The sequence below is a fragment of the Luteibacter sp. genome, from assembly GCF_051958795.1.
Classification (GTDB): domain Bacteria; phylum Pseudomonadota; class Gammaproteobacteria; order Xanthomonadales; family Rhodanobacteraceae; genus Luteibacter.
This window is the reverse complement of record NZ_JBQCFT010000177.1, coordinates 1-12,195: the sequence shown is the minus strand read 5'-3', so window position 1 is coordinate 12,195 and position 12,195 is coordinate 1. Positions and strand designations below refer to the sequence as shown.

The 12,195-nt window shown below is 65.2% G+C and carries 9 protein-coding genes and 1 pseudogene; 8 read left to right on the top strand and 2 right to left on the bottom strand.

Annotated elements, in window-relative coordinates:
* Positions 1-334 (bottom strand): annotated as a pseudogene (locus ACTHLF_RS09240) (porin); the annotation flags it as partial.
* Between the two features lie 321 nt (positions 335-655).
* Here ACTHLF_RS09240 and ACTHLF_RS09235 point away from each other — a divergent pair.
* The 8 genes from ACTHLF_RS09235 (at position 656) to ACTHLF_RS09200 (ending at position 10,917) form a co-directional block, all read left to right on the top strand.
* Positions 656-2,923 carry a TonB-dependent receptor gene (locus tag ACTHLF_RS09235; protein WP_440326800.1) on the top strand — a complete coding sequence of 756 codons (2,268 nt, stop codon included), beginning with the start codon at positions 656-658 and terminating at the stop codon, positions 2,921-2,923.
* 323 nt (positions 2,924-3,246) lie between these two features.
* On the top strand, positions 3,247-3,441 hold the full coding sequence (locus ACTHLF_RS09230; RefSeq protein WP_440326798.1) for a hypothetical protein: 195 nt from the start codon (positions 3,247-3,249) through the stop codon (positions 3,439-3,441).
* A gap of 44 nt (positions 3,442-3,485) precedes the next feature.
* Positions 3,486-3,821: a hypothetical protein gene (locus tag ACTHLF_RS09225; RefSeq protein ID WP_440326796.1), complete on the top strand. Its 336-nt coding sequence runs from the start codon at positions 3,486-3,488 to the stop codon at positions 3,819-3,821.
* Positions 3,822-3,825: 4 nt separating this feature from the next.
* Positions 3,826-4,200: a GntR family transcriptional regulator gene (locus ACTHLF_RS09220; RefSeq protein ID WP_440326794.1), complete on the top strand. Its 375-nt coding sequence runs from the start codon at positions 3,826-3,828 to the stop codon at positions 4,198-4,200.
* On the top strand, positions 4,197-5,054 hold the full coding sequence (locus ACTHLF_RS09215; RefSeq protein ID WP_440326792.1) for an ABC transporter ATP-binding protein: 858 nt from the start codon (positions 4,197-4,199) through the stop codon (positions 5,052-5,054). Before ACTHLF_RS09220 ends, ACTHLF_RS09215 begins: the two co-directional genes overlap by 4 nt.
* The gene (locus tag ACTHLF_RS09210) at positions 5,051-6,013 is read left to right on the top strand and encodes a hypothetical protein (protein ID WP_440326790.1); all 963 of its coding nucleotides are present in this window, start codon (positions 5,051-5,053) and stop codon (positions 6,011-6,013) included. The genes ACTHLF_RS09215 and ACTHLF_RS09210 overlap by 4 nt, the downstream gene beginning before the upstream one ends.
* Before the next feature lie 53 nt (positions 6,014-6,066).
* Entirely contained in the window at positions 6,067-7,251 is a 1,185-nt protein-coding gene (locus ACTHLF_RS09205; protein ID WP_440326788.1) for a serine hydrolase domain-containing protein, read from the top strand.
* Between the two features lie 114 nt (positions 7,252-7,365).
* Complete coding sequence (locus tag ACTHLF_RS09200) at positions 7,366-10,917, top strand: patatin-like phospholipase family protein (protein WP_440326786.1); 3,552 nt, start codon at positions 7,366-7,368, stop codon at positions 10,915-10,917.
* Here the strand turns inward: ACTHLF_RS09200 and ACTHLF_RS09195 are convergent.
* A partial coding sequence (locus ACTHLF_RS09195) for a class II fumarate hydratase (protein WP_440326785.1) occupies positions 10,914-12,195 on the bottom strand: 1,282 nt, incomplete at its 5' end. The genes ACTHLF_RS09200 and ACTHLF_RS09195 overlap by 4 nt on opposite strands.

Genomic DNA, 12,195 nt, shown 5'->3' with positions numbered 1-12,195 from the left:
GGATGCCGATCTTGTCGTACCAGGCCTTGGCCGACGACTTCGCGGCGGCGACAGGCGCGGCCGATGCCACGGCTGCTCCCGCGGCAACGGGCGCCGAGGCCGTGGTGGAGGCGCTCGAAGCCCTGGGGGCCGCCACTGTCGCGCCGGCGACCGGCGTGGCTTCATCCGAGGCCTGCACGAACTTGCCAAGGCGCTGCCGCCCCGGACCGGGCTCCGCAAAGATCTGCCGGGTGTTGGTATCCACGTAGAGCTCGATCGCTGCCTGCGGGGAGCCCTCGGCGGCCGCCGTGCCACACATCGTCCAGAAAGCGGCGGCGAGGGGGAATTTCTTCATGGGAGTGCAGCTCCGAAAGGTTTGAGAAAATACTCAAACGTCGGCGAAACCGACGTTTAATGTCGGCATCGTGTTCGCAGGCCGAACCGGGCGGCACGTTAAAGGCACCGGGTTTCAGTTCAGTGACAGCCGCAAAAGACGGCGGCAAAGGCGAACAATCTTGCTGTGTTACGCAAAAGCAACACTTCCGTCATGACCACGTCACGGGGGATAATTTGCGAAGCTCGGCCCTCGCCAGGGGTTTTGGCACCGTACGTCGGTTCGTACGTTGGCGAGGTTCGGTTTCCATCCCAGTACCCCCACCAGGCGGAAAACATCACCATGTCCCATGCACGCACGCGCCGCATGCCGCGTCGCCTCGCCATTGCCTTGAGCATCGCCACCGTCCTCGCGACCGGTTCCGCGTTCGCCCAGGATGATGCGCAGGCCACGCAGGCCCCTTCCAAGACCAAGACGGCGACCCTCGAGACCGTCACCGTCACCGCTGAAAAGCGCACGGAAGACCTGCAGAAGGTGCCCATCTCGATGACCGTCGTGACGGCCGAGAAGCTCGAATCGTTCGGCCAGGCCGGCGATGGCGTGCTCCAGCTCGCCTCGCGCGCACCCAGCGTCTATGCCGAGACCTCGTACGGCCGTGAGTTCCCGCGCTTCTACATCCGCGGCCTCGGCAACAGCGATTTCGACCTCAATGCGTCGCAGCCGGTATCGATGGTCTACGACGACATCGTCCAGGAAAACCCGATCCTGAAGGGCTTCCCGCTGTTCGACCTCGAGCAGGTGGAAGTGCTGCGCGGCCCGCAGGGCACCCTGTTCGGCCGCAACTCGCCGGCGGGCGTCATCAAGTTCGAATCACGCAAGCCGACCCAGGAGACCGAAGGCTATGCCCGCGTTTCCTACGGCTCGTACGGCACCGCCAACGCGGAAGCCGCGATCGGCGGCAAGCTGGCCAGCAACTGGTCGGGCCGCGTCTCCGCCCTCGCCCAGCACCGTGATGGCTGGATCGACAACGACTACAAGGGCAAGAAGGACGACCTGGGCGGCTACAACGACCGCGCCGTGCGCCTGCAGGCCCTGTACAAGGCCACCGATGCCTTCGATGCACTGATCAACGTGCACGCGCGCTGGCTCGATGGCAGCGCCATGGTCAACCGCGCCGATTCGATCACCCTGGGCGGCAACCAGTTCGTGCCGGGCTTCGATCGTGATTCGGTCTCGCAGGATGGCAACAACAAGCAGCACCTGTTCACCTGGGGCAGCAACCTGCACCTGAACTGGCACTTCGGCGATCTCAACTTCACCTCGATCACCGGCCTCGAGCGCGCCACCACGTACAGCCTCGGCGACGTGGACGGTGGCTACGATGCCTCCGAGACGCCGGCCAAGCCGAGCTACACGAACCGCACCACCCCGTTCTATTCGGAAACCGCGGACGCGCTGCCGAAGGACCGCCAGATCACCCAGGAATTCCGTCTGTCGAACGACACGTCGGAGCGCCTGAAGTGGCAGGTCGGTACGTACTACTTCGACGAAGACATCGCGATCACCAACTTCTCGTACGACACGCTCAACAACCACGTGCTCAACGGCTGGGTGGACCAGAGCCAGCGCACGAAGGCCTACGCACTGTTCGGTTCGGCCGACTACAACGTGACCGATACGTTCGACGTCCGCGCCGGCGCACGCTGGTCGCACGACAAGCGTGACTTCAAGGCGGAGCGCTTCCTCGGCTTCACCGGCCCGGTGGGCCCGCTCACCTCCGACCCGACCGACTCGCGCTGGAGCGGCGACCTGACGGGCACGTGGCAGATGTCGAAGAACTCGAACGTCTACGCCCGCATCGCCAACGGCTTCCGCGCGCCCAGCGTGCAGGGCCGCATCAACTTCGCCAACAGCATCTCCACGGCGAAGCCGGAAACGATCACGTCGTACGAGATCGGCTACAAGTCGACCTCGGATGACAACAAGATCCGTTTCAACGCGGACGTCTACAAGTACAACATGCACAACCAGCAGCTCACCGCGGTGGGTGGTGCGACCAACGTCACGCAGCTGATCAATGCGAAGAAGACGGAAGGCTACGGCGGCGAGTTCGACCTCGAGGCCTACCTGACCCCGAACTTCTACATGACGGCCGGCGGCAGCTACAACCACACCGAGCTGAAGGACCGCAACCTGGCGGTGGCTCCGTGCGGCGGCGGCTGCACCGTGATCGATCCGCTGAACGCCGACGGCAATGCGCTGATCAACGGCAACGTGCTGCCGAACGCGCCGAAGTGGATCGGCACCTGGACGGCGCGCTACGGCATCCCGTACGGCGAGAGCGGCGAGTTCTTCGTCTACACCGACTGGAACTACCGCAGCGAAGTGAACTTCTTCCTCTACGACTCGGAAGAGTTCAAGAGCAAGCCGTTCCTGGAAGGCGGCCTGCGCGTGGGCTACAACTGGGACTTCGGCAAGCGTGAGGTGGCCCTGTATGGCCGCAACATCACGAACAAGAAGGTGATCACGGGCGGTATCGACTTCAACAACCGTACGGCGTTCGTGAACGACCCGCGGATCATTGGTGTTGAATTCCGCGCTGAGCTGTAAGCGTCAGCGTACAGCTGTACCTGGGAAGGCCGCGAGTAATCGCGGCCTTTCTTCTTTCTGGGCGGGCCATCGCGCGCGAGCGCGCTCCCACAGTTCGGGTTGCGGGCTGGGCGGCAAGGTTGCGGCAATGTGGGGATTGCAACCATTTCGCGGCTTGGTGCATCCGATGTGGTGCCCGGTCCGCTAGCGCACCAGCACAGCCGCCGACCCGGCATAGGCCATAAGTCATATGGAAATCCGAGAGATTCCGCTTGACGGCTTCTGATTAGGTGTTATAGTTCACTACAACACCGGTCACCCAGACCACTACAGGAGAGAGCACCATGAAAACCACGACCAACAGCCTGAACTACGCCGCCATCGCCGCCTCGTTCGCCATCGCGGTTGCCACCCTGGTCGGCTTCCACAGCACCTCGTTCGCCGTCGCACCGCTCAGTGAGATCAACGGCGCGCACGTCACCAACCTGGCCCCGATCGTCGTCTACGCCGACGCCGACAACAGCCTGGCTTCCCTGTAACCCCACAGCAGTACGCAGCACCTCATCGGAGTTGGAGTATTCCCATGAAAGCGCCGAACCTCATCGCCCTGACCGCTTCTTTCCTGATCGCCGGCACCAGCGTGTTCGCCCTGCGCTCCTTCGATGACCGCGCTGCCGCGATGCTCGCCGCACCGCACTACATCAACGGCATCGCCGTCGTTGATCTCCCCGCCCTCGAGGTGCGGCCCACCGACGCCGATGTGCGCGAGGCCGCCCTCCTGAGCGAAGCCACCCTTGATTCCGCCGCTGCCGCGCTGCGCCGTAGCGCCGAAGATCGGGCCGCCGCCCTTATCAGCGCGCAGCTGGCCATGCCTTACTATTCGTTTGGCAATGCATTGAGCCACACGGCCAAGGATTAACTACATGTCCATCACCTGGAACGACAGCGTCCCGATTTACCGCCAGCTCCGCGAACGCGTGGTGGCGATGATCCTGGACGGCGCCTTGAACGAAGGCGACCCGCTGCCGTCGGTCCGCCAGGTCGCGGGGGATTTTCAGATCAATCCGCTGACCGTATCCAAGGCGTACCAGGAGCTGGTCGACGAACAACTGGTTGAGAAACGGAGGGGTCTTGGCATGTTCGTGATCGATGGAGCGCGCGATGCGCTGCTCAAGAGTGAAAGGGAGCGCTTTTTGCGCGAAGAGTGGCCGGCCCTGTACGCCCGCCTGCAGCGCATGGGCCTCGACCTGAAAACCCTAATGCGTGAAGCCCCCGGCTCCACGGAGGATCCGTCATGACAGCGGTCGTCACCGCCAATGGCCTGACCAAGCGCTTCAAGACCCAGCTGGCGCTGGATGGCGCCTCGTTCCAGATCGAATCCGGCCGCATCGTGGGCCTGATCGGCCCCAACGGTGCCGGCAAGACGACCGCCCTCAAGGCGATCCTTGGCCTGACCACCTTCGATGGCCACCTGAGCGTGCTGGGCCTGGACCCGCGCAAGGATCGCGACAAGCTGATGGAGCAGGTGTGCTTCATCGCCGATGTGGCGGTGCTGCCACGCTGGCTGAAGGTGCGCGACGCGGTGGACTTCGTCGCCAACACCCACCCCCGCTTCGACCGCGCCAAGTGCGATGCCTTCCTGGCCCGCACCAAGCTGCAGCCGGGGCAGAAGGTGAAGCAGCTTTCGAAGGGCATGATCGTGCAGCTGCACCTCGCGCTGGTGATGTCGATCGACGCGAAGCTGCTGGTGCTGGATGAGCCCACGCTCGGCCTGGACATCCTCTACCGCAAGCAGTTCTACCAGTCGCTGCTGGAGGACTACTTCGACGAGGAGAAGACCATCCTGGTCACGACGCACCAGGTGGAAGAGATCGAGCACATCCTCACGGACCTGATGTTCATCCGCGACGGCAAGATCGTGCTCGATACGGACATGGATAGCCTGGGTGAACGCTTCGCCGAGGTGCTGGTGAGCGCCGAACTGGCCGCCGCCGCCCGCGAACTGAAGCCGCTGGATGAGCGCCAGGTGTTCGGCAAGAGCATTTTCCTGTTCGACAACGTCAGCCGCCCGCAGCTTGAAAGCCTGGGCGAGGTGCGGCGCCCGTCGATCGGCGACCTGTTCGTCGCCACCATGAAGGGTACCTACGCATGAAAAGCTTCTACTGGCTGGTGAAGCGCGAGTTCTGGGAGCACAAGGGCGGCTTTGTCACCGCGCCCATCGTGGCGGGCCTGATCGCCCTGGTGCTCAACGTCATGCTGCTGATCACTGCCGAGGTCCTCGGCAAGCGCTGGGCGGGCACGGACAACCACTTCAACACGAACTTCGACGGCGCGTTCAAGCCTGATAACCTGGTGCAGGCAGGGGCCGTCCTCGACATGACCCTGTACGGCGTCACGTTCCTGATCCTGGGCGTCATGGCGATCGTTGTGTTCTTCTACTGCCTGGGCGCCCTGTACGACGACCGCCGCGATCGCAGCATCCTGTTCTGGAAGTCGCTGCCGCTGTCGGATACGAACACGGTCCTGTCCAAGGCGGCGAGCGCGGTAGTGGTAGCCCCGGCCATCGCAGTGGTCACCGGTGTCATCGCCGGCCTGCTCCTGATGATCGTGGTCTCCATCTTCGCGACGTTCCACGGCGTGCCGGCCTGGCGCCTGCTGATGGAAGCCCACCCGTTCCGCGTGGTCTTCACCCTGCTCGCCCTGCTCCCGCTGTACGCGATCTGGGCACTCCCCACGCTGGGCTGGCTGATGCTTTGCTCCGCCTGGGCTCGCAGCAAGCCGTTCCTCTGGGCTATCGCCCTCCCGATCGGCGCCGGCATCATCGTCAGCTGGTTCGGCCTGATGGGTCTGTTCAACCTGGGTAGCAGCTGGTTCTGGTCGAACGTGGTGGGTCGCCTGCTGGGCAGCCTGGTGCCGGGCGGCTGGGTCGGGCAGAACAACGAGCTGGTCATCATGCACGGCCACGACGATCCGGCCTCGATGCTGAACAGCCTGGACCTGGCCTGGCATTACAGCGCCCTGGCCAACCCCTCGACCTGGATTGGTGCGGTGGCAGGTGTGGCGATGATCGCGGCTGCGATATGGTTCCGCCGCTGGCGCGACGATTCCTGATCGAACCCCACGCGACGGCCTCTTCGGAGGCCGTCGCTACAAGGAGAGGTGTGATGCTGCGTTCGATGCTGCTTGCGGCCGCGATGGCCAACGCCTTCCCCGCCCTCGCCGCCGACGATCCGGTGCCGGGCCTGATGAAAGCCGCCGATGTACCGGGCCTGGCCGTCGCGGTCATCCGCAACGGCAAGGTCGTCTCGGTGAAGGCCTACGGCTACCGCGATGTGGAGAAGAAGCTGCCGCTCACCACCGATACGGTGATGTACGCGGCCTCGCTGACCAAGGCAGCTTTCTCATACGCGCTGATGGGCCTGGTCGACGAGAAGAAGCTCGACCTGGATGCGAGCATCGCAACCGACCTGCCGAAGCCGCTGCCTGACTACGACAAGTACGCGGATCTGAAAGGCGACGAGCGCTGGAAGAAGCTCACCCCCAACCTGCTGTTGAGCCACCGCTCCGGCTTCCCCAACTTCCGCTTCTGGCCGCCCGGCAAGGATTTCGACGACAAGGCGCCGCTGAAGTTCTACCAGGAGCCCGGCACGAAGTACGGGTACTCCGGCGAAGGCATCAACCTCCTGCAGTTCGTGATCGAGAAAGGCAAGGGCATCGACGTCGACAAGTTGATGCAGGATCGCCTGTTCAAGCCGTTCGGCATGACCCGCACCAGCATGACCTGGCGCGACGACTTCGCCGCGAACAACACCATCGGCTACGACATGGACGGGAAGGCCATCGAGCACAAGCAGCGCGGATCGGTGCGCGCGGCGGGCTCCATGGATACGACGATCCACGATTACGCCAACCTGGTCGCCGCCATGGTCCGCGGCGATGGACTGTCGAAGGCCACCTACGCCACGTGGCTCAAACCCGTGGTGCGAATCCATTCCGTGCAGCAGTTCCCCACCATGGGCGCGCCGGACAGCAACGACAACGATTCGATTTCGCTGGGCTACGCCATGGGCGTGGGGACGTTCGATTCACCGCGCGGCCCGGCGTTTTTCAAAGGCGGCCACGATGACGGCACCAACAATGTCTTCGTGTGCCTGGAGCGGTCGAAGGACTGCGTGTTGATCATGAGCAACTCGAGCCATGCCGAGTCGATGTTCCCGGCGTTGATGGAAGCGACGCTGGGGAAGACGTGTTTCCCTTGGTATTGGGAGGGGTACATCCCGTATGACCAGCCTGGGCTGAAGGGGCAGCCGGTGGTGCCGAACCAGCATCCCGCTTGCCCGGCGAAGTAGCGCCTAGACCGTTTGGCCAATTGCGGGCTGCTCCCTGCCCCCGTACAACCGAAACCTTCGTGGCGGGAGGCTGCGGTCGGGGGAATCCGGTGATCATCGGCGGGGAGATCCACCATGACCGGTACGTCGGGGGAGACGGCGCAGCCCACGCTCGCGCCGCACGAGCGCGAAGCGCTGGGCGAGCGACGCCGCAAGGCTGGCTTGCAGGAAGGCGACCCCGCGACGGGGCTGGCGTTCTCAGGCGGCGGGATCCGTAGCGCGACCTTCTGCCTTGGCGTGCTTCGCGCGCTCGCACGGCACCGTCTTGTCCACCGGTTCGATTACCTCTCGACGGTATCGGGCGGCGGGTACGCAGGCTCGGCGTTCGGCAGGCTTTTCCATGCCGGCCAAGGCGGAAGCGCGCCCGAGGTCGAAGAGGGCCTGGCGCGCGACGACACATCCTTCCTCTGGTGGCTACGAAACAACGGACGCTTCCTCGCGCCGGCGGGCGCGGGCGACCTCTTCCAGACGTGGAGCACGCAGTTGCGTGGCTTCATCGCCACCCAGGTCGAAGTGGCGGTGCTGGCAATCGTGCTGGCCTGTCTGATCACCCTTCCCCACCTCTGCTACACGGCGATGCCGGATGATGGCTGGTCGCTGCCTGTCATCGTGAGCCTGTGGTGGTGGCTGCTGCCGCTTCCCGCCGCCATGGCGGCCATCGCCTGCTACGGATACTGGTTTCTTGGCCGGGTAACGCTGGGCGGCATCGTGACCGCGATCGCCGCGGGGTTTGCCTGCATCGCCCTCGCCGCTCGCGCGTCACTCGCGCAGGATCCGGTGGAGCGGGCGCTCTGGACGACGTGCGCCATCTTCTTCGGCCCCTCGCCGCTCGCATGGATTGCCGCGCGGATCAGTTCCGCCGTGCGATCCGAGGAAGCGAACCGCGTGCGCTATGCCTATGGCTTCACCCGGTGCCTCGCGCTCATCGGCCTGGTCGCGCTGCTAGGCGGCGTGGATATGCTCAGCTGGTACATCCGCTCGCGGCTGGGCAACCTGCACGCCGGGGTCGGCCTGTTCACCGGCGCCGGCATCGCCACGGTGCTGCTCGCCATCGTTCGCGCCGTGATGCCGCTCGCAGGTAACGGGGGCAAGGACGGTGGGAAACTGCCGGTGGGGACGATCGCCCAGGTCTTCGGCCTGATTACCCTGGGCCTCATCGTGTTGTTCTGGACGACGATCTTCCAGTTCCTCGTATTCCCGCCGGACCAGGGCGGCACGGGCGTCTTCCGGCATGCGTGGGTACGCTGGATCGCCGCCGCGCTGGTGGTCGCGATCTACCTGCTGATGAACGGCCGCTCGCTGGGGCAGCTCAACCAGTCATCACTGCACCTGTTTTATCGCTCGCGCCTGGCGCGTACCTATGTTGCGGTGGGCAACGCACCGGTACCGGGTAGCGAGGCTCGCACGCGCTTTCCTTCCGCGCTGCTGGCGGCGGCCACGCGCGATACGACGCAGAACATCGTCAAGGTCACCGAACTGCTGCCCGGCGACGACGTGGCGTTGACGGAGTACGCACCGCATCGGTTCGGCGGCCCCATCCACCTGGTGAACTGCTGCATCAACCAGACGGTCGACGACCGCACCGGCACCTATAACGCCGACCGCAAGGGCGTCAGCCTTTCCGTCAGTGCGCTTGGTGTCGAGACGGGCACGCACGGACCGGACGCCCATGTGGTACCGACGCTTGCCCGCACGACGCTTGCCGAATGGGTGGCCATCTCCGGTGCCGCGGTGGGCTCGGGCATGGGGTCTTTGACGCAAGCAGGGACGGCCGCCCTCTTGTTCCTCAGCGGTCTCCGCCTTGGCTACTGGCAGCGCAACCTTGCGAGCGAGCCGCCGCCCAGGCGCGGCGTGCTCGCGAAATACCAGGCCCTGTTGCGCGAAATGCTGGCCCGCTTTCCGGGACTGCGCGATGCCGACTGGTACCTGAGCGATGGAGGGCACTTCGATAACACTGGCGTTTATGCGCTGCTCAAGCGCGAGCTCAAACTGATCGTACTCGTGGACTGTGGCGCGGACCCGGATTACCGATTCGCCGATGTCGAGAACCTCGTGCGCAAGGCGCGCATCGATTACGACGCATACATCGCGTTCGTGGATCCGCTGAAGCTGGCTGACGTAGCAGGCACGGCCGCCTCGCTGTTCGGAACGCCCGATACGATGACCTCCGACCCAGGCCCCGCACACCTGCTGCTCGCACGCATCGCGTACGCGAGCGGTACGCAGGGCACCCTGCTCATCGTGAAGCCACGTCTTCCCGAGGGCTTGCCGCTGGACGTCGCGGGCTACGCGGACCGCGAACCCACGTTTCCGCAGCAAAGCACGTCACAGCAGTTCTTCAACGAATCGCAGTGGGAGAGCTATTGCCAGCTCGGCGTGTGCCTCGGTAGTTCCATCACCGCCGATATGCTCGACAAGGCACCCACCTGGGCGTGGCAGAGCGATATCGTCGGGACCCAGGCCAGCGCACTTACCCCGGACGCGATGCCACCCAGCCGCTTCCGCCAGATGGCGACCACGGTTGGCACATCGATCGGCGTCGGCGCGATCCTGACGGCAGCCATCGCCGGCTGGCAGGCCATCGATACCGCGCGGAAGCAGGATGCGGCGCTGCAAGCAGCCACCTTGCAGAAAACGCAGGAGATTACGGGGGAGGCGATAAGCTTCAACGCCGCGCTCCAGCCGGGTACCACGTTCACCAAAGGCCTTGGCGATCAGCTCGAAGGCCTGCTTCGCGACCTCGCCGCCGTGCAGATGCCGGACCGCTTGCGTGCGCGGCTTGCCGGCCTCGTCGAGCCACTATCGACCGTGTGTGATGCGACGACGGATCCCCAACTACAGGCCTCGTGCGAGTACTACGCCAACGTGCTCTCGTGGCGCACCAGTGTGCCGCCCAGCGCATGGGAATCGGCGATGCGCGACTACGACCGGTGGCGCGATCGCAAAGGCGCGATCGATGAAAGCCTCGCGCAGACAGGTACGGCGGCGCCGGATGCGACATCACCACGTGAGTCAGCGGCCCCCGCGGCACCGCCACCGATGCCACCTCCGCCCATGGATACCCCGCCTCCACCGCCGCCTCCGCCGCCAGCCGAGGCGGGCGCAGCGCCTGCTGGCGACACGCCCGAAGGCGCCGTGGTGTCCGCACCGCCACCCCGGCCCGTCGAGATGGCTGCCGCGCGTCCTCCGCCCATGCCTGCGTCCGCCACAGGGACACCGCCGCCGGAACAGTCGGCGCTATCGCCTGCGGAACTGGAGATGCAGGTGGTCAACACATGCGGACAGCCGGCGCAGCCGTTCACCCTATACACGCAGGTATACGACGAAGCGACACGCGCCACCGCGAGCAACGTCTTGCTCAAGGTGCAGGCCCTGGGCCTGGTCGTGCCGGGTATCGAGAATGTCAGCAACACCGCTTCACGCAGCGGCACACGCGCACCGTTCGAGTGGCGTGCTCCGACGGTGCTCTACGCGTCGGGCGGCGCCGCCTGCGCGAACGCGCTGGGGGAGTGGGCGAACCGTACGTTGCCCGAGCTTGCGACGGTCAAGGCCGGCGCCGTGGCCCTGCCGCCTGGGGCTGGCAAGGCCTCGGTGCTCGAGCTTTGGCTGCCGCGGCGACGACATTAACCGCCGCCACCACCGCCCCCATGGATCCCGCCCTTCGTAAGTGCGGCGGGATCCAGCAGCTTCGCCAGTTCCGCCTTCGACAGACCGGTGGTCTCCAGCGCCACTTCCATGATGGGGCGCTTTTCCTTGTAAGCCTGCTTGGCCGTGGCGGCGCCCTTCTCGTAGCCGATCACGGGGTTGAGCGCGGTCACCAGGATCGGGTTCTTGTCGAGCGCCTCGCGCACGTGTTCCTCATTCACCTTGAAGCCGGCGATGGCCTTGTCCGCCAGCAACGTGGTGACGTTGGCGAGGATCTCGATCGACTGCAGCAGGTTGAACGCGATGACCGGCAGCATGACGTTGAGCTGGAAATTGCCCGACTGCCCGGCAATGGCGATGGTGGCGTCGTTGCCGATGACCTGCGCGGCGACCATGGCGGCGGCTTCCGGGATCACCGGGTTGACCTTGCCCGGCATGATCGACGAGCCCGGCTGCAACGCCGGCAGTTCGATTTCACCGAGGCCGGCGAGCGGACCGGAGTTCATCCAGCGGAGGTCGTTGGCGATCTTCATCACCGCGACGGCGAGCGCGCGCAGCTGACCGGATAGTTCGACCGGCGCGTCCTGCGCGGCCATGCCGGAGAAGTAGTTGTCCGAGGATTCGAACTTCACGCCCGTGAGCTTGCCGAGTTCGGTGGCGACGGCCGGGCCGAACTTCGGGTCGGCATTGATGCCGGTGCCGACGGCGCTGCCACCCTGCGGCAGGCGACGGGTGCGCTTGAGGGTGTCGCCGATGCGCTCTTCCGCATCGCGGATCTGCGCCGACCAACCGGAGAGTTCCTGGCCAAAGGTGATCGGCATCGCATCCATCAGGTGGGTGCGCCCGGTCTTCACGACCTTCTTCAGTTCCTTCGCACGGGTGTCGATCGTCTTGCGCAGGTACTTCAGGGCCGGCAGGAGCTTTTCGCTGGTGGCCAGCGTGGCGCTGACCAGGATCGCCGTCGGGATCACATCGTTGGAGCTCTGGCCCGCATTGACGTGGTCGTTCGGGTGCACCTTGGCGCCGGCGGCTTCGGCGAGGTGGGCGATCACCTCGTTGGCGTTCATGTTGGAGCTGGTGCCCGAGCCGGTCTGGAAGACATCGATCGGGAAGTGCTCGTCGACCTCGCCCGCGGCGACCTTGTCGGCGGCGGCGCGGATGGCCTTGGCGGTGGCCTTGTCGAGCTGGCCAAGCTTGACGTTGGCCTCGGCGGCCGCCGCCTTGACCAGGCCCAGGGCCCGGATGAATTCCCGCGGCATG

Bases quoted from the DNA above. Each gene is read 5' to 3' on its own strand.
- ACTHLF_RS09235 (WP_440326800.1), top strand. From the start codon at position 656: ATGTCCCATGCACGCACGCGCCGCATGCCGCGTCGCCTCGCCATTGCC.
- ACTHLF_RS09230 (WP_440326798.1), top strand. From the start codon at position 3,247: ATGAAAACCACGACCAACAGCCTGAACTACGCCGCCATCGCCGCCTCG.
- ACTHLF_RS09225 (WP_440326796.1), top strand. From the start codon at position 3,486: ATGAAAGCGCCGAACCTCATCGCCCTGACCGCTTCTTTCCTGATCGCC.
- ACTHLF_RS09220 (WP_440326794.1), top strand. From the start codon at position 3,826: ATGTCCATCACCTGGAACGACAGCGTCCCGATTTACCGCCAGCTCCGC.
- ACTHLF_RS09215 (WP_440326792.1), top strand. From the start codon at position 4,197: ATGACAGCGGTCGTCACCGCCAATGGCCTGACCAAGCGCTTCAAGACC.
- ACTHLF_RS09210 (WP_440326790.1), top strand. From the start codon at position 5,051: ATGAAAAGCTTCTACTGGCTGGTGAAGCGCGAGTTCTGGGAGCACAAG.
- ACTHLF_RS09205 (WP_440326788.1), top strand. From the start codon at position 6,067: ATGCTGCGTTCGATGCTGCTTGCGGCCGCGATGGCCAACGCCTTCCCC.
- ACTHLF_RS09200 (WP_440326786.1), top strand. From the start codon at position 7,366: ATGACCGGTACGTCGGGGGAGACGGCGCAGCCCACGCTCGCGCCGCAC.